At 60.2% G+C, this 22,207-nt stretch carries 23 protein-coding genes and 3 pseudogenes; 14 read left to right on the top strand and 12 right to left on the bottom strand.

All coding sequences use genetic code 11. The features are described from left to right. Window positions 1-741: 741 nt before the first annotated feature. A complete protein-coding gene (locus tag H9529_RS14435) occupies window positions 742-1,056 on the top strand; it encodes a hypothetical protein (RefSeq protein ID WP_143033471.1) in 315 nt (104 codons plus the stop codon). 477 nt (window positions 1,057-1,533) lie between these two features. On the opposite strand, the gene H9529_RS14430 is transcribed toward H9529_RS14435, so the two are convergent. The 3 genes from H9529_RS14430 to H9529_RS14420 form a co-directional block, all read right to left on the bottom strand. Further along, window positions 1,534-1,851, bottom strand: a complete 318-nt coding sequence (locus H9529_RS14430) for a type II toxin-antitoxin system RelE/ParE family toxin (protein ID WP_092886335.1) — start codon at window positions 1,849-1,851, stop codon at window positions 1,534-1,536. Between the two features lie 4 nt (window positions 1,852-1,855). Next, complete coding sequence (locus tag H9529_RS14425; protein WP_092886333.1) at window positions 1,856-2,110, bottom strand: ribbon-helix-helix domain-containing protein; 255 nt, start codon at window positions 2,108-2,110, stop codon at window positions 1,856-1,858. A gap of 99 nt (window positions 2,111-2,209) precedes the next feature. Beyond that, the gene (locus H9529_RS14420) at window positions 2,210-2,494 is read right to left on the bottom strand and encodes a hypothetical protein (protein ID WP_092886331.1); all 285 of its coding nucleotides are present in this window, start codon (window positions 2,492-2,494) and stop codon (window positions 2,210-2,212) included. Window positions 2,495-2,743: 249 nt separating this feature from the next. Between H9529_RS14420 and H9529_RS14415 the strand changes: the two are divergent. From H9529_RS14415 to H9529_RS14395, 5 genes and pseudogenes are all read left to right on the top strand, one after another. Continuing rightward, window positions 2,744-3,094: pseudogene (locus tag H9529_RS14415) on the top strand (recombinase family protein); the annotation flags it as partial. A 155-nt stretch (window positions 3,095-3,249) separates the two neighbouring features. Beyond that, window positions 3,250-4,486: pseudogene (istA, locus tag H9529_RS14410) on the top strand (IS21 family transposase). Continuing rightward, window positions 4,443-5,312, top strand: coding sequence for an IS21-like element helper ATPase IstB (gene istB, locus H9529_RS14405; RefSeq protein WP_317889627.1), 870 nt, complete (start codon window positions 4,443-4,445; stop codon window positions 5,310-5,312). The pseudogene istA and the gene istB overlap by 44 nt, the downstream one beginning before the upstream one ends. Before the next feature lie 11 nt (window positions 5,313-5,323). Then, window positions 5,324-6,553: pseudogene (locus H9529_RS20820) on the top strand (recombinase family protein); the annotation flags it as partial. Further along, entirely contained in the window at window positions 6,553-6,933 is a 381-nt protein-coding gene (locus H9529_RS14395) for a hypothetical protein (RefSeq protein WP_092892071.1), read from the top strand. The pseudogene H9529_RS20820 and the gene H9529_RS14395, both read left to right, overlap by 1 nt. Window positions 6,934-6,994: 61 nt before the next feature. Here the strand turns inward: H9529_RS14395 and H9529_RS14390 are convergent, their stop codons facing one another. The 8 genes from H9529_RS14390 to H9529_RS14360 all read right to left on the bottom strand — a co-directional run bounded on the left by H9529_RS14390 (window position 6,995) and on the right by H9529_RS14360 (window position 13,257). Beyond that, window positions 6,995-7,609 (bottom strand): hypothetical protein, encoded by a 615-nt coding sequence (locus tag H9529_RS14390; RefSeq protein WP_092892069.1) that lies wholly within the window; start codon window positions 7,607-7,609, stop codon window positions 6,995-6,997. A 203-nt stretch (window positions 7,610-7,812) separates the two neighbouring features. Further along, a complete protein-coding gene (locus H9529_RS14385) occupies window positions 7,813-8,538 on the bottom strand; it encodes a hypothetical protein (protein WP_092892067.1) in 726 nt (241 codons plus the stop codon). 46 nt (window positions 8,539-8,584) lie between these two features. Further along, window positions 8,585-9,148, bottom strand: a complete 564-nt coding sequence (locus H9529_RS20815; protein WP_223814187.1) for a metallophosphoesterase family protein — start codon at window positions 9,146-9,148, stop codon at window positions 8,585-8,587. 42 nt (window positions 9,149-9,190) lie between these two features. Next, window positions 9,191-9,529 carry a metallophosphoesterase gene (locus H9529_RS20810; protein WP_223814186.1) on the bottom strand — a complete coding sequence of 113 codons (339 nt, stop codon included), beginning with the start codon at window positions 9,527-9,529 and terminating at the stop codon, window positions 9,191-9,193. Window positions 9,530-10,258: 729 nt separating this feature from the next. Further along, on the bottom strand, window positions 10,259-11,098 hold the full coding sequence (locus tag H9529_RS14375) for a DUF6671 family protein (RefSeq protein ID WP_092892065.1): 840 nt from the start codon (window positions 11,096-11,098) through the stop codon (window positions 10,259-10,261). A 149-nt stretch (window positions 11,099-11,247) separates the two neighbouring features. Next, window positions 11,248-11,520: a hypothetical protein gene (locus tag H9529_RS14370; RefSeq protein ID WP_143033544.1), complete on the bottom strand. Its 273-nt coding sequence runs from the start codon at window positions 11,518-11,520 to the stop codon at window positions 11,248-11,250. A gap of 223 nt (window positions 11,521-11,743) precedes the next feature. After that, window positions 11,744-12,469, bottom strand: coding sequence for a hypothetical protein (locus tag H9529_RS14365; protein WP_223814185.1), 726 nt, complete (start codon window positions 12,467-12,469; stop codon window positions 11,744-11,746). A gap of 140 nt (window positions 12,470-12,609) precedes the next feature. Further along, complete coding sequence (locus H9529_RS14360; RefSeq protein ID WP_223814184.1) at window positions 12,610-13,257, bottom strand: HupE/UreJ family protein; 648 nt, start codon at window positions 13,255-13,257, stop codon at window positions 12,610-12,612. Window positions 13,258-13,832: 575 nt separating this feature from the next. Here H9529_RS14360 and H9529_RS14355 point away from each other — a divergent pair. Both H9529_RS14355 and H9529_RS14350 read left to right on the top strand, forming a co-directional pair. After that, the gene (locus H9529_RS14355; RefSeq protein ID WP_092892083.1) at window positions 13,833-14,090 is read left to right on the top strand and encodes a metal-sensing transcriptional repressor; all 258 of its coding nucleotides are present in this window, start codon (window positions 13,833-13,835) and stop codon (window positions 14,088-14,090) included. A gap of 10 nt (window positions 14,091-14,100) precedes the next feature. Beyond that, on the top strand, window positions 14,101-15,423 hold the full coding sequence (locus H9529_RS14350; RefSeq protein WP_092892055.1) for an MFS transporter: 1,323 nt from the start codon (window positions 14,101-14,103) through the stop codon (window positions 15,421-15,423). A gap of 97 nt (window positions 15,424-15,520) precedes the next feature. Here the strand turns inward: H9529_RS14350 and H9529_RS14345 are convergent, their stop codons facing one another. Next, window positions 15,521-16,027, bottom strand: coding sequence for a sensor histidine kinase (locus H9529_RS14345; RefSeq protein ID WP_223814183.1), 507 nt, complete (start codon window positions 16,025-16,027; stop codon window positions 15,521-15,523). Between the two features lie 159 nt (window positions 16,028-16,186). Here H9529_RS14345 and H9529_RS14340 point away from each other — a divergent pair, with 159 nt between their 5' ends. The 6 genes from H9529_RS14340 (at window position 16,187) to H9529_RS14315 (ending at window position 22,207) form a co-directional block, all read left to right on the top strand. After that, window positions 16,187-16,345 (top strand): hypothetical protein, encoded by a 159-nt coding sequence (locus H9529_RS14340; RefSeq protein ID WP_223814182.1) that lies wholly within the window; start codon window positions 16,187-16,189, stop codon window positions 16,343-16,345. A 294-nt stretch (window positions 16,346-16,639) separates the two neighbouring features. Continuing rightward, window positions 16,640-17,125, top strand: a complete 486-nt coding sequence (locus H9529_RS14335) for a DUF305 domain-containing protein (RefSeq protein WP_092892053.1) — start codon at window positions 16,640-16,642, stop codon at window positions 17,123-17,125. A 314-nt stretch (window positions 17,126-17,439) separates the two neighbouring features. Beyond that, window positions 17,440-17,826, top strand: a complete 387-nt coding sequence (locus tag H9529_RS14330; protein WP_092892051.1) for a DUF302 domain-containing protein — start codon at window positions 17,440-17,442, stop codon at window positions 17,824-17,826. A 1-nt stretch (window position 17,827) separates the two neighbouring features. Further along, the gene (locus H9529_RS14325) at window positions 17,828-18,499 is read left to right on the top strand and encodes a TVP38/TMEM64 family protein (protein ID WP_092892049.1); all 672 of its coding nucleotides are present in this window, start codon (window positions 17,828-17,830) and stop codon (window positions 18,497-18,499) included. Continuing rightward, window positions 18,499-19,806 (top strand): APC family permease, encoded by a 1,308-nt coding sequence (locus H9529_RS14320; protein WP_092892047.1) that lies wholly within the window; start codon window positions 18,499-18,501, stop codon window positions 19,804-19,806. Before H9529_RS14325 ends, H9529_RS14320 begins: the two co-directional genes overlap by 1 nt. Window positions 19,807-19,873: 67 nt before the next feature. Beyond that, window positions 19,874-22,207, top strand: coding sequence for a heavy metal translocating P-type ATPase (locus H9529_RS14315; RefSeq protein ID WP_092892045.1), 2,334 nt, complete (start codon window positions 19,874-19,876; stop codon window positions 22,205-22,207).

Here is a 22,207-nt window from a genome sequence, read left to right as displayed (position 1 = left end):
ATAAACAGTCCGCGTTCTTCGCGCGGAAAGAGACATGACATTAGCCGTCGTCACGGACCATCGAAACATCTGGCCCGCCTGCCGGATGTCCAAGAGGACGTCCTGCATTGGTAGGGCTTGCACGTCCGGCCACAGGGCTGTCCCCAACGCGGAGCTTATGGTCGTAACCGACAGGATCGAGCTCCCGGAAGCCCGCAACGGGCACATCCAAGCCTACGCCACCCAAACTCCGTGGCCTTCGAGGCGCCCGTCAGCCGAACCAACACGGCGCCTATGACCCCGACCGAAGGCGCGCACATCATGGGGCTTGTCGAAACCTTCCGGCGCACACTGGAAACGACCGAACTTGAAGCACGCGTGTCTGCACTGGAAGGGTGATGAGATGCTTAATTTCTGCGCAACCTTAGCACTGGGCCTTTGCGGCCAAGCAACTTTGGAGCAAATGCTACACGAATGTATGGAGCCTAAGATGGAAGCTATCTTAAGGGAAAACCCTGGTATGGCTCGGATTGGTGAACCGCATGCGCTCGCTAGAACTGGCATATCTACTATGCTAGAGTTGTACGCGATTGGAGGGGAAGAACGTATAGAGTTTTTCATAGAACACATGCGTGAGCAGTGGGCTGACAAATCTAACGATGGGAACCCTACGCTGGTAGCCCTAATCGATTGCTACGAGGGGCGTTGATTGGTTGGACGTGCCACTTGAAATCAGTGGCTGTATAGGTTGGCTTTGGTCGCATGAATACGATTGATCGAAAATCCAGCGAAGATGAATTGCGCTCTGTTCGACAGGTTTGTAGCGATATGCGCGACTTGAAACTAGCAAATAGACTGTCGCGGTTGGAACGGGCAAGGGTAACGCGCCCTGATAATGGCGCGCGTGACAGGCTGGGCGCGAAGCTTTCACAGATGGAAGCGGTGGTGGTGGCATCTGGCGACGCATCCGACCGCCCCGGCGCTTCACCCATTGAACGCATGGTCCGGCGCTATCTGCGTCGTGAAGCGGACATGAGCGAAGCCCTGCGCGACACTGTGGCAAGGCGCTGGCCGTGACCCTGCGCAATCGGCTCCAACGGCTGGAAGGCAAGCGGGGCAGGTCTGGCGCTGCGCAATGTGTTATTTTTCTTTGTGACGCAGTGACCGGCGAAGCAGGCGGGGCGCTTCTGATAGGTGGCGGCGGCTTGACTCGCGAAGCTGGCGAAAGTGCCGAAGCCTTCACTGCGCGGGCGACGGCTGGCGCTTCAATGGCGCTGAACCTGCCTGATAATGGGCGTTGACCCGCTCGACCGAAGCCCCGACCCAAACTCTATAGTTTTGACTGTTCCGGCAATTTCCGGGGCAAGCCGCGTCGATGTGGGGGATAGATTGGGGGCTGTAATTTGAGATTGCTAAGCAAAAACAAATACTTAGCTGTATTAATTGGCGGAGGGAATGACACATGCAACGAACTCTCTCTCGTGCCAGCGTCGGACCCCGAGGGACCCGCGCGAAACCCTGCGCAAATCTGACGCTCATTGGAAAATCAGCCGATCAGCCTAAGCCGAAGTCATCCCGGAACCGGTCGATCTGATGCATGCGCTCATGCAGGATGGTCACGATTCCGATGTCGCCATTCGAGAGATGTCGCCAGTAGACGAAATGGCGTTCGTAGCGAAAGAAGAACCCGTTGAGGCCGAACTCGGCCGGGATGGGCTTTGATGCAACGCCATGGTTAGCGATCTTGTCGAAGGCGGCGAACAGGCCGGTGATGTATTTCTCGGCCTGATCATCTCCCCACCTGTCTCGGGTGTAGCGGTAGATGTCATCGAGGCGGTGGGACGCCCCTTCCTGGATTCGAATGGCGGGCATCGGATCAGGCCCTGTTCCGCGCAATCACCTCGGCTGCGGTCAGCGGTTGATACGTCTCCTCGGGGGCTGCGAATGCGTGGGTCAGCTCGCCCTTCAGCCGGTCGAAGGCTTCCTGCTCTGCCCTCTCCTTGTCACGCCGGATCAGGTCGCGGATGTACTCGCTGACGTTCTCATAGGACCCGTCATCGCCTACGTTGGCCGACACGAAGTCACTCAGGGCCCCACCAAGGCGGACGGTCATCGTGGTTGTTCGGGACATGGTGCAGCACCTCTCATCTCGCGTGTATTCAATATAACCAAAAACGCACACAAAACAAGAGCGAGCTGCCCCCTACTCCTACCGATCATCGTTCGCCTCTCAATCGTCTGCCTCCTCGACAATGTGGCGGCCCGCAAGTGCAAGAACAACGTAGAGCACGGCATCCGAATGCCGCGCGAGGGCGATCAGATGGTCGCCGCTCGGCCCCCGCTCGCCCGAGAACCAGTACTTCACAGTGCGTTCGCTGGCACCCGTCCAGCGCATGGCCGTTTTGATTGCCCTGTGTGTGTCGTCCAACTCTTCGTGCAGAGCCATCGCTATGGCGGTTCGATAATCGGTTGGTTCTTCGACCAGGTGCACAACTGTGCCCATCTTCACGCGCATTTTCACGTCCTTCTTCGTTAAACAATTGAAGAACCATGAAAACGGCGGGAGTCGATTTTGTCCGTGCGGGTCATTGGACCGCCCCTGACGTGCACTACGGATTAGAGAAATTCGATAATGAATTGGAATTTGAAAACTGACTGCCGGACAAACGGAAAGACCTTGCCCGCTTCAGGAAACGACTTTCCAGACGCGTTTGTGCCAGATGGAAAAATAGAAACCAACAAAGGCTGAAAAGGAAAACCCGATTTGAATAACGGTCGATACAACAGCGAGGACAAAGGTGACGAGGCTGGACAGGATATCCCGGCGGTCGCCTATGTGCGGATGTCGACCGATCACCAGAAGTACTCGACTGAGAACCAACTCGACATCATTCGGGATTACGCCACCGCCCGGGGCCTGCAGATCCTGCGCGTCTTCGAGGACTCCGGTCGGTCCGGGTTGCGGTTGGACGGTCGTGAGGCGCTGCAGAACCTGATGGCCGAGGTCCGAACCGGCCAAGCGGATTTCAAGGCCATTCTGGTCTATGACGTCAGCCGCTGGGGCCGGTTTCAGGACGCTGATGAAGGTGCCTACCACGAGCATGTCTGCTCTCGGGTGTAACTGCCGGACGTAATCTCCCCAAAATCGCCGTTTGAAAATTCCCCGATACGCGAGCGGCGATGCCGATTTCCGGACTTCATATATCCGGAAATTGGCGGCGCCGCGGGAAGCTGGCCTGATGCCCATAGCAGAGCAATGGGGGCAAACAGGTGCAGGGACTGAGGGAGATCATCATGATCCATGATTTGAAGAAACAAGGGCTGAGCGTGACTTCGATTGCGCGGAAGGTCGGGTGCGACCGCAAGACCGTGCGGAAGTATCTTGAGCTTGGTTTGGAGGGGCCGACGTATGGCCCGCGCCAGCCACGCGATCGGCTGCTTGACCCGTTTGAGGGGTATCTGTGCGTGAACGTGTCCTTACCTTTCCCGGCCTTTCCGGCGCGCGTCTGCTGAGGGAGATCAGGGAGCTGGGCTACGCTGGCGGCTACACGGCGGTGACCGATCTTCTCCGGGAGGTGCGTCCGCCGGCACGCACACAGTTCGAGCGCCGGTTCGAGACGCCGCCGGGCCGACAGGCGCAGGTCGACTTCGCTGAGTTTGCGGTTGAGTTCACCGACGAGCCCGGTGTCACGCGCAAAGTATGGCTGTTCTCGCTGAACCTGGGACACAGCCGCTGGCTCTGGGGCAGCTTTGTCGCGAGCCAGAACCTCTGCAGTCGGTGATGCGCTGCCACATTGCCGCCTTTGCAGCCATGGACGGTGTGCCGGAGGAAATCCTCTACGACCGGATGAAGACTGCAGTAATTGGCGAAGACGAGGCCGGTGTGATCACCTACAATGCCTCTCTTGTGGCGTTGCTGAACCATTACGGCGCGGTGCCGCGGGCCTGTCGGCCGTATCGGGCCAAAACGAAGGGAAAGGTCGAACGTCCTTTCCGCTACATCCGTCAGGATTTTTTCCTGGCCCGGACCTTCAGGAACCTTGCTGATCTGAATGCCCAGTTCGACAGCTGGCGGACAGGCGTTGCCAACCCGCGGGTCCATGCGACAACAAGGCGGATCGTGAACGAAGCCTTCGATGAAGAGCGGCCGTGCCTGAAGATACTGCCGCATATCCCTTACAGTGCTGTGCTGACAATCGAGCGCCGGGTCAGCCACGAAGGCATGGTCTCGGTCGACGGGAATTACTACAGCGTTCCGGATACGACCCGCAAACGTGTGGTCGAGGTTCAGAACCACACTGACGAGGTCCGCATCTTCGAGCAGGGTGTGATGATCGCCCGGCACCCGGTTCTGGAGGGCAAGAACCAGCGCCGTGTCGATCCTGCGCATCGCAAGGCGCCACCGGTCCGGCGACCCGTCTCTCAAACGACTGGTGTCCCACTCAGATCTCTGACCTTCTACGATGCCGTGGGGCGACGTCTCGCGGCCGAGGGAGCGCGATCATGACCGCGTATCTCGACAGAATCCAGGATGCACTGGTCGGGTTGAAAATGCGCGCGCGCTGGAGGCGCTGGATCATATTGTTCAGCGGCTCGAAAGGGGTGAGGTCACGGCCATCGAGGCGATCGACGCGCTGTTGAGCGAGGAATATGCGACCCGCGAGACCCGACGGATCGATATCGCTTTGCGCACATCGAAGCTGTTGCCCGTCAAAACGCTCGAGAGCTTCGACTTCAGCTTCCAGCCGTCTCTCGACCGTGAGCGTATTGCAGCACTGGCACAGCTCGACTTCGTCCGGCGCGCCGAGGTCGTTCACTTTCTCGGGCCACCGGGCACCGGGAAAAGTCATCTGGCCACCGCACTTGGCGTTGCGGCGGTGAAGGCCGGCCGTCAGGTCTACCGTGCTTCACTGGCCGAGTTGATCGATGCTCTAACCAAAGCTGAACGCCAAGGCGAGCTCGCCGAAAAGATCCGCTTCTACACGCGCTCTTCACTGCTGATCGTCGACGAAATCGGGTATTTGCCGATCAGCCGTGGCGGCGCCAATCTGTTCTTCCAACTCGTCAATGCCCGCTACGAAAAGGGTGCGATGATCTTAACCTCAAACCGTAGCTTTGCCGAATGGGGCGAAGTCTTTGGCGATCCCGTCGTCGCCACCGCGCTCCTCGACCGGCTCCTGCACCACGCTGTCGTCGTCCAGATCGAAGGGGCCAGCTACAGGCTACGCAGCCACGCGGACCTTGTCCCTGACCATGTCCGCGCAAACGCCCGCATTACACCACCACCAAAGCGGCGCGGTCGCCCACCAAAGAACGAGGCCGCCAATCCGTAAACCCGGCTGATTACCGGACCCGCCAGAGTGGGGAATTTTACTTCGGCACTTTTGGGGAAAGTTCAAACGGCGTTGACACTCGGGCGGGGATCCGGGTCCATTATTGCGGTGAGCAGTTCGAAAACGACGGCAGCATCGGCTCCAACCTACTGAAAACCGTCAAGCGGGTCATGGCGGGCGAATACAGCCGCGAGCTATCGGTAAAGGTCTTCGCGGGGCAATGCCGCCTGGTCGAGCTTGGCTACCGGCAAGGCGGTGCGGCTGGATATGGGTTGCGCCGGGTACTGATCGACGAACACGGCAACCCGAAGGGTGCCTTGTCCCGCGGCCAACAGAAGAGTTTTCAGACCGACCGTGTCGTTCTCGTTCCGGGCCCTGAGCAAGAAAAGGATGTCGTGCGCCGCATGTATCGGATGTTCGTCGAGGACGGCCACTCGGAGCGTGAGATTGCGGAAGCCCTGAATGCCGAGGGGCATCTGACGGATCTTGAGCGGCCGTGGTCCCGGGCATCCGTTCACCAGGTCATGACCAACGAAAAATACATCGGCAACAACGTTTACAACAAGGTGTCCTTCAAGCTGAAGCACAAGCGAGTGGTGAACCCACGCGAAATGTGGATCCGGGCGGAGGGCGCCTACCCCGGCCTCGCCGTGCACAAGGGCGACGCCTATCCCGGAGAGCATGACGCGATCATCGATGCCAGTCTCTGGGACGAGGTGCACGAGGTGATCGCGAACAACCGCGTCAAGCGCGCCGCCGTGGCCAAGGAACCCTCACCGGCACTGCTGCGCGGGCTGATCTTCACCGAGACCGGCGTGGCGATGACCCCGCACCACACGAAAAAGGGCACGCGGCGCTATCGCTACTATGTCTCGATGGACGTTATCAAAAACCGCCCCAAGGCCGAGCTGCGCGGACCGCAACGGCTGCCCGGTGGCATGGTCGAGGATGCCGTGGTCGGCGAAATCCGCCGCCTGCTGCGCACGCCGGAAGTGGCCGCACGGGTGTCGCGGACCCTGCGCAAGGATCGGCCAGACCTTGACGAGGCGGCGATCAGCGCGTCGCTCACCCAGTTCGACGACATGTGGAAGGCGCTGATCCCGGCCGAGCAGGCGCGCGTGGTTAGGCTCTTGGTGGCGCGCGTCACGGCCAGCGACGCCGGGTTGGCGGTCGATCTCCGACACGAAGGCCTCAGCGCGATTGCTGCTCTCATGGCCCCGGCAAAGGTGGAGGTGGCGTAATGGCAGAGACAGAAACCCTCCGCGTCCACATCCCGCTCACCTTGCGCAATCGCGGCGGCCGCCCCCGCATTCTGCCTCCCAAGGAGATCGAGGTCGCCATGGATCGCGGCCAGGATGCCCGTCTCCTCCGTGCCATCGGCCGTGCATGGGACTGGCGGCGGAGGCTGGAGCGCGGCAACGTCAACACCATCGCCGATCTGGCCCGAGAGGAAGGCATCTCTGACCGCTATGTCAGCCGCGTGATCCGGCTGGCATGGCTCTCGCCCATGGTGCTGGAACGTCTGGTCCTGCGCCGCGAGCCCACGGTACTGTCGATCTTTGATCTCTGCGGTGTGGCGGAGCTGCCGTGGGTAGAGCAACCAGAGAAGGTATTCGACTAATCCGTGCGTCGCTGAGTCCTATACGGTCAGGCCAAAAGCACTACGTTACCCAAGCAGTTATCTATTTGGCGAGCGCCTCCCTAGCCGCCTGCAAGAGTATGTCCCTAGCTCCCGGGATGTTCCAAGGCCAGAGCCCATTGAGATTGCCATTGAATGATGCATGCGCCCAATCAGGCCACTTCACTTTTTGAAATATACCGTCCGCGATTTGGAAGTTTTCGTTTAGAAGTAAGTCAAGTTCTGCCCCCTCAGCAACCTGCTCGCATGATCTTTCTTTCCAAAATTCAACGCGAGTATACCTCCGGCTTGGAAGATAACGCATTCCGGATGCGGTCGGCTGAACCTGAAACCCTCGAACGCGGACAGCCGCAAATTTGGTTGGCTGGACGAATTCCTTTATCGGATCGACCCCCTGGCGATTTCGTGACATTGCATCCTTTTGCTCGGAACTCAGCGCCTGGTAGTTTTTCAAACTAAAGTACGGACAAACTTGCAGCGAAAAGTCCTTCGCCTCTCCACAAACTGGCGCATCGAGGCACAGACCAAACGGATACAAGGCCAGGTCTGGTGTTGAAATGAACCAGACATCGTCAGTATCGAACTTGGTGCCAGTGACTGCGCATTTTCCATCACAAAGAAGATCAATTTCCTTATTCAGGTCAGATGTGGCGAACACTGGCCGCCCGTTAACGGGATCACGACCAACGTTGGCGGGGACCGGGAGGCCGCGGGAGTCTCGGGGTAATGATGCTACTTTAGGAAACTTCGCTATTAGTTCCGCTGATGCTTCCTTGGTTACTCTAGCTTGATCGGCTCGGCTCATTTTTGGGCGCCCTCAATTTGTAATTTATGAAATGTGGCTCTCATTATGGAATTATATCATTTTCCTTGCTTAAAAATACTGATCCTGAGCACATGTCCGACGTGGAAATTACTGAGGATTTCGTCGAGAACAGGCGAATTCTCTCGGCCGGACAGCGCGGGATCTCCAATCCAACCGGAAGCCAGATCATCACAGAAGTGGTAGTGGAGGCGGCCGGATACTGGATGTGGCGAAGCCTGAATGCTGGCAAACGTGTGCGCGTTCATGACCATGATGGGGTTGAAGCGCGATATGCGCGTTTCGCCCCAGTCGAAATCCGAGCCGTCTCCGAACAAAACGATCCGCCCGGACGGAGTTGCAGCGTTCAGCTTTTTCGCGGCCTCTCGGAGATCATTCCAAACCAGGTCTGGCATCAGACCTGCGCTGGGTATCTTCTGCATAATCAAAGGGACGCCAAACCCACCGCTGGCATCCTCAGTGTCGAACCATACTTGAAAGATAAGGTCGAGCCGAGGGCCGCCGCGCATGCCACTTAGAGCAACTCGGAATAGGTCCGTCCGGATCTTGTGCGTTTCAATGAAAGGGAGGAACGGTTCGGTATGATCAACAATCGGCGGTGCCATCAGCTGTACGTCCTGAAGGGCGCTAGCCGTCAGCTCAGCCCATGCCTCTGCAATGTCACCGATCGCAACTTCGCGGTCGCGCTTAACGATCCATTCGAAACTCGTGCGAAGTGCATCGCTCAGTCGATTAATTGACAACTCGGTCTCGGGCTTCAGCATGGATCACTCGCTCATCATTTTGGTCTTGTCTGTATGTAGTGCCCCATCAGCTCGGGGTTTCATGCATACAGATGCGTTCGGGGGAGAGCGATACCTCACCCGGGTACAATTCGTATGTCACCAGAGGGCCCTCCTTGCCCGCGGAATAGTCGAGACAAAGCGCATTCTGGGCCTGCAGGACCGGGTCGCCACTCAGCCAGTAATGCCCGAAGAACACCGGTCGCGCAGTGGCTGGATAGGTCTGTGCCGAAAGTGTCTCCGGCAGGTCCTCGTCAGGCAGGTCCTCAACCGATGGCACAGAGATTGCGATGTCGCGCCAGGTGCGTGCGGCCGCGTTCCACCATTGCAAGCGCACTTGATCCCGCTCCGTCCCGTCCTTGTCCGTAAACGACCAGCCCTCCGGTAGCCGCTGCTCCGGCCCCTTGGTGATCTGCTCGGCCAATATGAATATCTCGTCGGCCTCATTGCGATCGGCAGCTCGGATCAGCTGTTCCTCGGTCAACACGCCATTCCCGGTCAGCGCCTTGAGCCGGTCCAATGAGGCGTCGATCCAGCAGGCGTGCACGGCGCGAAACCCGTCCTCCTCCAGAAACAGTGGCAGGCTGCGCATCCAGTCCAGAACGTCGCGCGTCTGCGGATCGCAGGGCGGGAACTAGTCCAGGAACGTCCGATGTTGTCGGATGTTCTTTGGCGAATGCGCACGAAGCGGCTGGCCATCATCAGGGTGCGTCGTGTGAAAGTGCAGAGCGTTGAGTTCATGATTGCCCATGATCGCCTTGGCCTTGCCTGCATCGACAAGTTCGCGGACGGTCTTGAGGACAGCCCGATTGTCCGGACCACGATCGATGAAGTCTCCCAGAAAGACAATCTGTCGATCCGGATCCGGGTGGGTCCAACTGAGCGCGCTCCGCCGCCACCCCAGCCCACCGAGGGCAGCGTCAAGTTTGGCGGATTGGCCGTGAATATCTGGAATGATGTCAATTGGGTTCATGCGGGCATCCTAAGATTGTTCTCGCTACTTGGTTTGGCTCAGCCTCCGCATCGATCTGAACCAATCCGAGGTCCTCGAAACGCTAGCGGTGCCAAAATGGTTTGTCATCAGGGGTTTCAGTGAGTGAATGGGATGCGAACTTACCCCAGCAATCCGCCTGTTTTCGCTGTCATCCCGAGCAACGCGCCTACCGCGTGTTCCGTCCATGTTGCCATCGAAGTCGTTCGGATCGCGCGATTGGGTTTTGGCGGGGTTCGGCTGCAGAGAATTGAAATCCAATAGAAAGACTGGGCCGAACCGGAACGGGCTAGGTTCGCCCAAACTGAGACTGAGGGCCATTCTGAGCCCAGCCTCGGCCGGGCAGCGCGTCTCCGAAAGTCGGATGGCTCAGCTAAACCCCTTTGAAACAAAAAGAAAAAATGCCCACGCTGGGGCCTCGTCTCGGGTTCGCGAATGGTTTGTGGCGGAGGGAACGCGACTGCCGTCTAACCTTCTCTGGCAAAAAGCCAATGAATTCAATCATTCCAATTTTTCGCCAAGGTCTGTCGGGATCAATGACCAATCAGATAACCACTCGCCTGACCGGTGAAGAGCCCAATACCAATCGTTTCATCCGCCATCGCCACCCTCACCGCTTGGAACATCCGGAGTTTGGTTTGTCGCGACTCCACCCGGGAAGAGTGGCATCCATTCATCCTCGACTGCTTTGGTTTCGCAGTTTCCATGCTGTCATGGGTTGCAAGTGGGACAATGGCCGGGGTCAGCCGTGCAGGCGCCATCAGTGCGCGGCAGGCTTTTCTCTGACCCGCAAAGCGTGCAGCCGTGGACCTCGGTCTTGACGAGCAGAGTTGGTCCGTCGCACCAGGAACAGGGCAAACCCGTTTCCACACGCAGCAGCCCCCATCCGGGTGCTGCACAGACCGGGCAGCCTGTCCCCAGCCGTGCGGCAAGGCGTTCGGCCAGACGGCCGATGGTCTCCATCCTTCGGGGGTTCAGATGGGCGCGCATATCGGTTTGAAGGAACGCGCCGCCCGTGCCCCACAGGTGCAGCGCGCGTTGGATTGCATCATCAACCGACCCAAGGTCCTGCAAACCCTTGGCCAAAGGTGCCGCGCCCTGGCCGCCGGGGGCCACGATGACAGCGGTCTGGGGAAAACCGATGCTCGCCAGAAACGTGGCAGCTTCGTCAGTCGAAAAGACTATCGCATTATCGTAGCACGGAGCCTCGTCCGTCAGCCTTTCGATCACCTCCTGCCCCGTTTCCTCGTTTCGCCACAAGAGAACCTCGCGACCGATGGGCAAAAAGGGGATCCACGGATGCGGTCTGTATGCGCCTTCGCTGGCGATACCTACGGAAAGGCCAGTGGCTGCAATTGCGGCACAGGCTTTGGCGCGGGCAGCATCATCCATGGTGCCCAAGCGCGGAGTCTCATTGGTAAAAGTGCCAAACCGGTCTGTGTCAAGCCCGTCTGGCACCTCCAATGTGATCCCAAGACGGGCCATCGGCGGCGCAATTGCCACAGCTTTGCCATGCATCGTGCCAAGGGCCGCGCGGTTCGGCAGGATCATGCGGCGCAAAGCAGAAACTCCTTGTCGTGACAAACCACCCGGCCCAAAGGCCGTGCACACCATTCCCTCGGATGCAGCCAAAAAGCAGCAAATGCGGCGATTGTATCAGTTGTCCCGAGACTGGCTTGTCAAGACATAGGTGTGCTGTCTCAAGCCCCTTTATCCGTGTCCGGCCGGAATTTGTTTCGCGGCGTAAAGCTCGATGCAATTGCCTCGCGTGGGTTGCGGACCCAGACGGTCCGGTTGAGGTGCAGGCCAGCGCCGCGCCTTGCAGGAACGGCCATGTGCCGCGCGCGTTGCAAAAGGCGCGTATCGGCACGGCCAATGTAAAGATCGCAGGACGTGAACGTTTTCTCTTTTTGCTGAACCGAAAGAGTGGCCATTATTTTCAACGTGTACTTTGCCAGGTCGACGTCGATCATGTTAACTTCTCCCATCGATGGCCCCTCCTTCACCTTGTGTTTCGACATCACAAGTATGGCACATTGCGGTGCCGTCAGGGGTGAGCGGCATCTACCCCATCTCTGGCGTTTCCTTGATCCAAACTCAATTGCGCGGGCGGTGTTCTTTGCCCGCGCTTATACTGCTCGAGCTGCTTTCTTGAGACAGGTTTCCGGGAGTGATGGAAGGTCCCTAGAGCGGGTTTCATGGGGCCCGCACTTCGCTATAATCTCCTCGCGTTCGCAACGTGACAGTCACGGGTGCATCGGTCCGGTTGCGCCAGAACCAGCCATGGTTGCCGGTGAACGCCGCCGTCAGCGTGCCTGTCTGACCGGCGACAGCGCGGCCCTGTTCGTAGCTGATGCTGTTGCCGTCGCCGTCCCCGTGGGTATCGTAATTCACGACCGCGCCATTGGCCGTCCATTCGAACTCGGCAACTGCGCCTTGATCCATCACAAGTTTCACCTCGATGCCTTCGCCGGCTGCCAAGGTGTAACTGACCTCGTCGCGCCACAGCGGTGCGGCGGGATCAGACACGGAGGGTGCGGGCGCGACGGCAGTCAGTGTCGCCTCCGGGACCACAGCACTCTCTGGTTGATCGGGGGCGACAACCGGCTCTGGTGGCGGTGCTCCGGCCAATTGATCGGCCCCCACGACGGCGGCTATGGCAGCAAGTTGCGCCTCTATCCCGTCAAGCCGCGATGCCAGGGCAGTTTCGCCAGCCACTGGCGGGGATGGAGCCAGAGCGGCGGCAGCAAGGGCGGCATCGTCGGCTTCTGCCTCGGCATAGAGCTGCTGCTTGATTTCGCCCATTTGGGTCAGCCCCATGACGCTGCCGAGGCCGGTCGGGTCGATGCCGTATTCGGCAGGCAGCCAGAACAGCCCGAGGATCGCCGCACCTGCAACAGCGGAGCCAAGCGTGGCTTGCACCAAGCCGCCCGAGGTTGCCTGTACGCCCTTGACGTGGCTCGCAACATCGGTTGCGGAGCGATGGCGCGGTTCGCCCCTCAAGGGGGGAACAGGCGCTGTTCCCATATCGAATGGTCGTTGCATATCTGAATCTCCGAGTGTCAGGCGACGAAGTAGCCGGCGATCTGGAACCCCATCAGGGTGAAGCCGGCAGTCATCATGAGGACGTTGGCGGCATAGGCCTGCCGCGCGAAGGACGGGGTGACGCGCCATCGGCTCATCACCACGAGGATCGCTGCGAGCGCCAGAAGCTGACCGATCTCGACACCGACATTGAAGGCGATGAGGTTCGCCAAGAGCCCGTCTGGCGAGATGTCGTAGTCGATGATCTTGGACGCAAGCCCGAAGCCATGCAGGAAGCCGAAGATCAGTGTGGCGATCTTGGTGTTCGGCTGGAACCCGAACCACTTCTGATAGGCACCAAGATTGTCGAGCGCCTTGTAGATCACCGAAAACCCTATGATTGCGTCGATGATGTAGCTGTTGATGCCGAATTTGAACCAAACGCCAGCGAGCATCGTCACCGAATGTCCGATGGCAAACAGGCTCACATACGCGGCGATCTGTTTCATCCCGTAAAGGAAGAAAATCACGCCCAGTAGAAACAGGATGTGGTCATAGCCTGTCACCATGTGTTTGGCGCCGAGGTAAAGGAACGGGATAATATGCACCCCGTTGATTTCCTGAATATAGCCCTGATCACCAAGTGTGACGGCATGGGCAAGGGCCGCCTCAGTCCAAAGGGTCATGATCCCAGCGAACAGGATAAGGACAAGGACGCCATGCGCCTGACCTCTCCCTGCCGGGGTCCGGTGTATATATGTCATGTGGATTATCCGTGAAACGTGTCAGCCTGGAGGGGTGAAGGTCAGACCGTCACACCTCGTGGGGGTCGACGTGGCCCTTCCGCCTGGTTGCCGGCAGCGCTTTGCGAACAAGAAGGGGAACTCCCAGAGAATGCCGCGAGGTACAATGCGTCCCCACCCGCAAGCATTGCCACAAGCTGGTGTTCATGGTCGGTAGCGTCGTGGATTGGGCTCGCGCCCTGAACCGCGTCGGCCTTTGCAGGTGCTGCCGCGTGATCATGCCCGTGTCCATGATCCTGGATCGAGAGCGATGTCGGGACCGAAAGGCCATGCGCGGATGGGCCATGGGTCAACGCCACGCCGACAGGCGCGAACAGTACGGCCAGAATTCCTAGCGTGACGATCAGCCTGTGCAGCACTTGTGCTTCTACCTTCTTAGTATTCGCCTCGATATGGCACCGCTCGGCGGGTCGCGACGGCTCTTGTCAGATCCCCCCTGGGGGGATAACAATCTGTATATGACAGCAGCGCATCTGCACGCAACCCACTCCGGTCTGATCAAACGGCTGAAGCGCGCCGATGGACATCTTCGGCACGTGATCGAGATGCTGGAGGCCGGAAAACCCTGCGCCGACATCGCGAACCAGTTGCTGGCGGTCGAGCGCGCCATCACGGCTGCAAAGCGCACGCTGATCCATGACCATATCGACCACTGCCTCGGGCATGACAGCGACGGCAACATGGCCGAGCTGCGCGCGCTGGCAAAGCTGCTTTAGGGATCGGCTCATGCTCTCGGTTCTCGCCAACCCCACCTATCGGCACCTCTTCGCGGCGCAGGTGATCGCGCTGATCGGCACAGGGCTCGCCACGGTGGCACTCGGCCTGCTGGCCTGGCAGATTGCAGGCAAGAACGCTGGCCTCGTGCTGGGTACTGCGCTGGCGATCAAGATGGTGGCCTATGTCATGCTTGCCCCCATCGCCTCGGCCGTTGCAGATCGGCTGCCACGACGGACGATGCTTGTGGCGCTGGATCTGATCCGGGCGACGGTGGCAGTGGCATTACCCTTCGTGACCGAGGTCTGGCAGGTCTATGTGCTGATCTTCCTGCTTCAGGCCGCCTCGGCCGGGTTTACACCGACGTTTCAGGCCACGATCCCCGATGTTCTGCCCGAAGAGGCCGACTACACCCGAGCCCTCTCGCTTTCGCGGCTGGCCTATGATCTCGAAAACCTGCTGAGCCCGCTACTCGCGGCGGCATTGCTGACGGTGGTGAGCTTTCCCGTCCTGTTTGGCGGCACGGTGGTCGGTTTCCTTGCCTCAGCCACCCTTGTCCTGACCGTGACACTGCCCAGCCCGCGACCCGCCGCCCAGCGTAGCGTTTGGGTCCGCACGACGCGCGGCATCCGCAATTACCTTGCGACGCCGCGATTGCGCGGCCTGCTGGCGCTGAACCTGTGCGTGGCGGCGGCGGGTGCCATGGTGATCGTCAACACGGTGGTGATCGTGCAGGCCGGGCTCGGTCTAGCCGAAACGCAGGTCGCCCTTGCCCTTGCAGCTTTCGGAGCCGGGTCGATGACGGCGGCGCTGGTTCTGCCACGGCTGCTGGACCGCATGCCGGATCGACCACCGATGATCGCAGGTGCTGCAATCTTGGCGGCTGGCATGCTCTTTGGACCACTGGTCGGATCGCTGCCCGCACTTGGCGCGCTTTGGCTGATCTTGGGTTTTGGCTACAGCCTGACGCAAACACCCACCGGCCGTTTGCTGCGCAGGTCCGCGCAACCAGAGGATCGACCTGCAATTTTCGCAGCACAGTTCGCCTTGTCACATGCATGCTGGCTATTGACCTATCCACTCGCCGGATGGGCGGGCGCGAGGTTCGGGTTGGACGCCACCTTCCTGATCCTCGCGGGAATCGCGGCACTTGGCCTTGTCGCGGCACTCAGGCTTTGGCCCGCCAACCTCGAAGATGACATTCCTCACCAGCACGCGGATTTGCCGTCCGGTCATCCCCACTTGGCTGCGCACGGAACCACTGCCCATCACCACCCTGTGGTGATCGACGATCTGCACAGGGTATGGCCGTATCAAACGCGACCGACCGGTTGACCGCGAATTCGAAACAGTCCGGCTTCAATGAATTGCCGTGCCGCCGTAGAACGTGGGCACATGGTTCGAACCAGCTTCGGAACTCGGTCCGGTTTGCTTACGCATCTCCGAGCGGCAAGTGCACAACGGCTTCCAGTCCGTCCTCTGGCAAGTTGCGAAGCACTACGGAACCACCGTGTGCCTGGATGATGGTACGGGCAATCGCGAGGCCGAGACCAACGCCCCCGGTGTCGCGGCTACGCGAACTTTCAAACTGCACGAAGGGTTCAAAGACGGCCGCAAGCTGATCATCGGGCAATCCCGGACCCTTGTCAGCGATGGAGATGATTGCCATCCCCCGCTCTTGCTTCAGGATCACTTTGGCGCTGCCGCCATAGCGGACCGCGTTGTCGATCAGATTGCGCAGAGCGCGATTCAGGGCGTGCGGGCGGACGGTCGCGAACAGCGGCTCGATGGGCGCGAGGCTCGCGCGGCCACCCCTCACATCATTCACCAAGTCGCCTAACATCGAGGCGAGGCCGATCGTTTCGGTGGGTTCAGTCTTGGCGACACCGCGCGCGAACTCCAGCGTGGCCTCGACCATCGCCTGCGTCTCCTCGACCAATGCCTTTAGCCGGATGCTGTCTTCTGTTTAGTCCAGCATTTCGATCCTGAGCCGCATCGCGGCAGGGGAGAACGCAAGTCATGGCTCAGGGCCGCAAGCATATGGGTGCGCTCGTTCACGAAACGGGTCAGGCGATCCTTCATCTGGTTGAAGGCCCGCGTGGCCTTCCAGATGCACGATGCCGACGGCGACGGCGACGGCCAGGTGACGGTGACAGAGGCTGAAATGGCGGCAATGGCCGCGATGATGCAAAACCACATGGGCGGACGGCAGGGCGACATGCCGGGCGCGGGTCACGGCATGATGGGCAGTAACTAACACGCCCTTTTTCCCCGCCAGTCGCGCCAAATGGCGTCTGGCGGGGGCAACCCGATCACGGATCAGGAGGCAACGATGATGAACGGTTGCGGGATGGGCTTGGGAATGGGCTTCGGCTGGCTCTGGATGATCGTCATCCTTGTGCTGGTCCGATCTCGCAATTGCAGCGCTGGTAAAATATTTGCACAAATAAGGACTGCCATAACCTTAATAACCCAAAATATTTTCGATTTTGGAACCCTCGGCACCCGAATTACGTTGTAATAAAAACATCATTTAATCAGAAGGTAAAAGATGAATTATGGACGCTTCTTCGCGATGATCGCGACGTCAACGGTCGTGATGTTCGGATTGATGTATCTCAACACTTACGCGCTTGACCACATCTTTTTCTCGCAGACGCGCATGTGGATGGCCATCTATATGGGTGCAGTGATGGCGATCATCATGCTTGCTTTCATGCTGGGCATGTATTCCAACAAAACGGTCAATCTCGCGATCTTCGCGGGTTCCGTTGTGACATTCGCTCTGTCGCTCTGGCTTGTCCGAAGCCAAGAGACGGTCGAGGACCTCGCTTGGATGCGGGCGATGATCCCGCACCATTCCATCGCCATCCTGACCAGCGAGCGGGCCGATATTTCGGACCCAAGGGTCCGGGCACTGGCAGACGCCATCATCGAGGCGCAGCTTAGCGAAATCGCTGAAATGAAGAGATATATCACCGACATCGAGGCAAACGGTGAGGCACCTGCGGGCACGCCCCGCGCCGAGGTTGAATGATGCAGCAGCCGTATGGAAGTGGACGTTGGTGCTGGGATCCATGGCAAGAAGCGGCAGTCCAAGGGATTTTGCGCTGATCCCTTCCCTGACTCAGGTGACTGATCCACGTCAACGTCTTGAACGCCGAAAAGCTTAGGATCATCGCTTCGGCGCCCAGCAAAAATTACTCCGGGAGAGAACCATGATGAATGACTACGGTATGGGTTACGGCATGGGCTTCAGCTGGATCTGGGCGATCTTGTGCATCGTACTGGTCGGGCTCGTGATTGCGGCGCTGGTCAAATACCTGCGCAAATGAACCGAAAGGAATTCCAATGGACTATACGATCAACCGCCTGATAGAGAGCGCTGATTTTGACGCCGTCGATGCGCGCACCCGCGCTGCATTGAGCGACAAGGGTTTCGGTATCCTGACCGAGATCGACGTCAAGGCGACGATGAAAAAGAAACTGGATGTCGAGATGCCTGCTTACCGCATTCTTGGTGCCTGCAATCCAAAAATGGCCCATGAGGCGATCGGGATAGAGCCGCGCGTGGGCGCGATGCTGCCTTGCAATGTGATCTTGCGCGAGGTGACGGGCGGCGTCGAGGTTAGTGCCATCGATCCGGTGGCCTCGATGCAGGCGATCGATAACGCCGAACTGCATGCCGTCGCGGGTCAGGTGCGCGATCTCTTGAAGAAGGCGGTCGAGGCGATCTGAGATGCGCCTGCGCACTGGCATCCTCGTGGCGATTGCAGTCCTCGGGCCTGCCGGGCTCGGGCTGTGGTGGTTCGCGCCGTCGGTACTGGTTGATGCCCAGAGGCTTCTGGACCGCGAAACGCTTGAAGCAATGGTAGCGCGCGCGGGGCTTTGGGGCCCGCTGTTGATCATCGGCCTCATGACCGTCGCGGTGGTGGCCAGTCCCATCCCAAGCGCACCGATCGCCTTGGCCGCAGGTGCGGCCTACGGGCATGTCTGGGGCACCGTGCAGGTGGTGATCGGGGCCGAGCTTGGGGCGCTGATTGCGTTTGGCCTGGCACGGGTTCTGGGGCATGATGTCTTGCGGCGGGTTTTCGGCACTTCGGTCGATGCCGGGCTGCTCGAGTCGCAGAACGCGCTGACCTGGACGGTCTTTGCCAGCCGCCTGATGCCCTTCGTGTCCTTCGATATCATCAGCTACGCGGCGGGGCTCAGCCGCCTGCACGCTTGGCGTTTCGCACTTGCGACGCTGGCGGGCATCATTCCGGCGAGTTTCGTCCTCGCGCATTTCGGCGGCGAGGCGGTCAGCGGAGACCCTGGTCGGACCACATGGGCGGTGCTGGGGCTCGGCCTTATCACAGGATTGCCACTGCTCTGGATCGCGACCAAGCGACAAGCCGGGAAGGACACCTGATGGCGGAGGTTTACAAGACAAACAGCATCACCCTGCCGGGCGCGGTGGCCATGGGCACCGGCGTGATGATCGGGGCAGGCATTTTCGCACTGACCGGGCAGATTGCCGAGCTTGCCGGACCCCTGTTTCCACTGTCGTTCGTCGCCGGGGCAATCGTGACCGCGTTCAGCGCTTACACCTACATCAAGATGTCGAACGCCTTTCCATCCGCGGGCGGCATCGGGATGATCCTGAAGAAAGCCTACGGTCCGACGACGGTCGCGGCGGGGGCAGCGCTCCTGATGGCGCTGTCGATGGTCATCGCCGAAAGCCTCGTCGCGCGGACTTTCGGCACCTACACGATCCGGGCGTTTGGCGGCGATCCGGACAGTTTCCTCGTCCCGATCATCGGCGTTGCGCTGATCGTCGTTGCCTATCTGGTGAACGTCTCCGGCAGCCGCTCGGTCGGACTTTTGTCCATCATCATGGCCGTGATCAAGGTCGGCGGCATTGCGCTGTTTGGTGTGGCGGCCCTCTGGGCCAGCGGGATCACCTTTGCGGCAACCAGCGGGGATGCAGGTGCCACCGGCTTTGTGGCCTCCGTCGCGCTGTCGATTCTGGCGTTCAAGGGCTTCACGACCATCACCAACAGCGGGGCCGAGGTTACCGAGCCGCACCGCAACGTGGGCCGGGCCATCGTGCTGTCCATCGCGATCTGTGTGATTGTATATCTGCTGGTCGCCTTCGCCGTCGGCTCCAGTCTGCCAATTGACCGCATCGTGGCGGCCAAGGATTACGCGCTGGCCGAAGCCGCCCGGCCCGCGCTCGGGCAGACCGGCTTCTATCTGACCGTAGCACTGGCACTTGTGGCCACAGCCTCGGGCCTGATCGCCAGCGTCTTCGCCGTCACGCGAATGCTGGCAATGCTGACCGAGATGAAAATGATCCCGCACAGCCATTTCGGGATGCCGGGAGGGATCAAGGACCACACGCTGGTCTACACCGTCGTCATTGCCGGCTTCCTGACGGTTTTCTTCGACCTCAGCCGCATCGCCTCGCTCGGCGTATTCTTTTACCTCGTGATGGACATCATTATTCACGCGGGCGTCTACCGAAACCTCCGCGAGGAAATCGACGCGCGGGGGTGGGTCATGTTGACGGCAATTGTGCTCGACGCCGTGGTTCTGACCGCCTTCGCGGCGCTGAAATGGCAGTCCGATCCGCTGATCGTCATCCTCGGCGTCATAGGAATGGCGCTGGTGTTCGCGTTCGTCGGCGTCTTTCTCTCACGTCACCCTGTAAGCGCGGGCGATCACGACCCCCATTGAAAAGGGCTTGAGGTTCCAGTCGCTGGATGCCTCACGCTGAAACGAATCAAAAGAAAGTCGGCAGGATATGGACCACGATCATCAGCATGCAAAGTCGGACATTCCCGAAGAGGCCAAGACGGCGAAGGATCCGGTCTGTGGCATGACGGTCGCTGTGGGCCCCGATACGCGGCACGCAGAGTTCGAGGGCAAGACCTTCCATTTCTGCTCTGATAAATGCCAGACCAAGTTTGAAAATGATCCATGGTTCTACGCCTCGGGCCGCGCCGAGGGACGCGAGAAAGCCGCCCCTGCAAATGTGCAGTACACCTGCCCAATGCACCCCGAGATCGTCCGCGACGCGCCAGGGCCTTGCCCGATCTGCGGCATGGCGCTGGAGCCGGTGGTGCCCTCGGATGAGCCCAGCCATGAGTTGACGGATTTCACCCGCCGGATGTGGATTTCGGCGGCGGCGGCGGTCCCGCTGATCGTGCTGACGATGGGCGAGCTTGTTGGCCTGCCGGTGCGCGACTGGATCGGGCATCAGACTGCCAGCTATCTTGAGTTCGTGCTGGCAACGCCCATTGTGCTTTGGGCGGCCTTGCCGTTTTTCAAACGCGGCTGGGATTCTGTGATCAACCGCTCGCCCAATATGTGGACGCTGATCAGCCTCGGCGTGGCGGCGGCCTATCTTTATTCCATCGTGGCGACCTTCCTGCCGGGCGTCTTTCCCGAAGTCTACCGGATGGGCCATGGGGTGGGCACCTATTTCGAGGCAGCAGTTGTCATCATCGCGCTGGTCTTCGTCGGTCAGGTGCTGGAACTGCGGGCGCGGGAACGCACCGGCGACGCGATCCGCGCGCTGCTTGATCTGGCCCCCAAGACCGCGCGGCGGATCCTGCCCGACGGCGCGGAATACGACGCGCCGCTGGAAAACATCATGGAGGGCGACCGGCTGCGGGTGCGCCCCGGCGATGCGGTGCCGGTGGACGGCGTGGTGGTCGACGGGCGATCCTCCCTGGACGAAAGCATGCTGACCGGTGAGTCGATGCCGGTCGAAAAGGGGCCGGGCGATGTGGTGACCGGGGCCACGATCAACAAGAACGGTTCCTTGGTGATCCAGGCGGGCAAGGTCGGTGCCGAAACAGTGCTGGCGCAGATCGTGGCCATGGTGTCGAATGCGCGGCGGTCCCGTGCGCCGATACAGGGTATGGCGGACCGCGTGTCAGCGGTCTTTGTGCCGACCGTGGTCGGGGTGGCGATCTTCGCCTTTGTGATGTGGATGATCTTCGGGCCCGCACCGGTGCTGGTCTTCGCCATCGCCTCGGCCGTCTCGGTGCTGATCATCGCCTGCCCCTGCGCCCTTGGCCTTGCCACCCCGATCTCGATCACCACGGCGGCGGGGCGCGGTGCGCAGGCGGGCGTGCTGATCAAGGATGCCGAAGCGCTGGAACGCATGGCAGGCGTCGATACGCTGATCGTCGACAAGACAGGCACCTTGACCATGGGCCAGCCAAAGCTGACCGATACCGTGGCGCTTGGGGATATTAGCGAGGCTGACATTCTGTCACTCGCCGCTGCGCTGGAACGCGGGTCTGAACACCCCCTCGCCGAAGCCATCGTCGAAGGGGCCGAAGCGCAGGGTGCGGCACGGCAGGAGGCTTCGGATTTCGAGGCGGTCACCGGCAAGGGAGTGCGCGGCACTGTCGGGGCGCGCGCGGTGGCGCTTGGCAACACCGCAATGATGCAGGACATGGGCTTGGATACAACGCAGGCCGAGGAAAAGGCCGATGCCCTGCGCGCTATGGGCAAGACGGCGATGTTTGTCGCGGTCGATGGGGCGCTTGCAGGTATCGTGGCGGTGGCCGATCCGATCAAGGACTCGACTGCTCAGGCGATCAAGGAACTTCATGCGCAAGGTCTGCGGGTTATCATGGCAACGGGTGACAATGAGCGCACGGCAAAGGCGGTGGCGGCGACCTTGGGCATCGACGAGGTGCGCGCGGGTGTCTTGCCGGAAGACAAGAAAAAGCTGATCGACGAGTTGCGCAAACAAGGACACAAGATCGCAATGGCAGGCGACGGGGTGAACGACGCCCCCGCTTTGGCCGCTGCTGATGTCGGCATCGCCATGGGAACCGGGGCGGATGTGGCGATGGAAAGTGCGGGGATAACCCTGCTGGGCGGCGATCTGATGGGCATCGTGCGGGCGCGCAAACTCGCGCGGGCCACCCTGCGCAACATCAAGCAGAACCTTTTCTTTGCCTTCGCCTACAACGCTGTCGGCGTGCCGATCGCGGCGGGGCTGCTTTATCCCGTCACCGGACTTTTACTGTCGCCGATGATCGCGGCTGCGGCGATGAGCCTGTCCTCGGTCTCGGTCATCACCAACGCGTTGCGGCTTCGGCGGATCGAGCTGTGA

The organism is Roseicitreum antarcticum (genome assembly GCF_014681765.1).
Lineage (GTDB): Bacteria > Pseudomonadota > Alphaproteobacteria > Rhodobacterales > Rhodobacteraceae > Roseicitreum > Roseicitreum antarcticum.
This window is presented reverse-complemented; position numbering and strand designations above follow the sequence as displayed.

Excerpts from the sequence above, each read along its gene's own strand:
- H9529_RS14330 (WP_092892051.1), top strand. The coding sequence starts at position 17,440 with ATGGACTATACGATCAACCGCCTGATAGAGAGCGCTGATTTTGACGCC.
- H9529_RS14325 (WP_092892049.1), top strand. The coding sequence starts at position 17,828 with ATGCGCCTGCGCACTGGCATCCTCGTGGCGATTGCAGTCCTCGGGCCT.
- H9529_RS14315 (WP_092892045.1), top strand. The coding sequence starts at position 19,874 with ATGGACCACGATCATCAGCATGCAAAGTCGGACATTCCCGAAGAGGCC.
- istB (WP_317889627.1), top strand. The coding sequence starts at position 4,443 with ATGCCGTGGGGCGACGTCTCGCGGCCGAGGGAGCGCGATCATGACCGC.
- H9529_RS14320 (WP_092892047.1), top strand. The coding sequence starts at position 18,499 with ATGGCGGAGGTTTACAAGACAAACAGCATCACCCTGCCGGGCGCGGTG.
- H9529_RS14335 (WP_092892053.1), top strand. The coding sequence starts at position 16,640 with ATGAATTATGGACGCTTCTTCGCGATGATCGCGACGTCAACGGTCGTG.
- H9529_RS14385 (WP_092892067.1), bottom strand. The coding sequence starts at position 8,538 with ATGCTGAAGCCCGAGACCGAGTTGTCAATTAATCGACTGAGCGATGCA.
- H9529_RS14355 (WP_092892083.1), top strand. The coding sequence starts at position 13,833 with ATGACAGCAGCGCATCTGCACGCAACCCACTCCGGTCTGATCAAACGG.
- H9529_RS20815 (WP_223814187.1), bottom strand. The coding sequence starts at position 9,148 with ATGCGCAGCCTGCCACTGTTTCTGGAGGAGGACGGGTTTCGCGCCGTG.
- H9529_RS14360 (WP_223814184.1), bottom strand. The coding sequence starts at position 13,257 with ATGACCCTTTGGACTGAGGCGGCCCTTGCCCATGCCGTCACACTTGGT.
- H9529_RS14370 (WP_143033544.1), bottom strand. The coding sequence starts at position 11,520 with ATGATCGACGTCGACCTGGCAAAGTACACGTTGAAAATAATGGCCACT.
- H9529_RS14375 (WP_092892065.1), bottom strand. The coding sequence starts at position 11,098 with ATGATCCTGCCGAACCGCGCGGCCCTTGGCACGATGCATGGCAAAGCT.
- H9529_RS14435 (WP_143033471.1), top strand. The coding sequence starts at position 742 with ATGAATACGATTGATCGAAAATCCAGCGAAGATGAATTGCGCTCTGTT.
- H9529_RS20810 (WP_223814186.1), bottom strand. The coding sequence starts at position 9,529 with ATGAACCCAATTGACATCATTCCAGATATTCACGGCCAATCCGCCAAA.
- H9529_RS14350 (WP_092892055.1), top strand. The coding sequence starts at position 14,101 with ATGCTCTCGGTTCTCGCCAACCCCACCTATCGGCACCTCTTCGCGGCG.
- H9529_RS14420 (WP_092886331.1), bottom strand. The coding sequence starts at position 2,494 with ATGCGCGTGAAGATGGGCACAGTTGTGCACCTGGTCGAAGAACCAACC.
- H9529_RS14430 (WP_092886335.1), bottom strand. The coding sequence starts at position 1,851 with ATGCCCGCCATTCGAATCCAGGAAGGGGCGTCCCACCGCCTCGATGAC.
- H9529_RS14425 (WP_092886333.1), bottom strand. The coding sequence starts at position 2,110 with ATGTCCCGAACAACCACGATGACCGTCCGCCTTGGTGGGGCCCTGAGT.
- H9529_RS14395 (WP_092892071.1), top strand. The coding sequence starts at position 6,553 with ATGGCAGAGACAGAAACCCTCCGCGTCCACATCCCGCTCACCTTGCGC.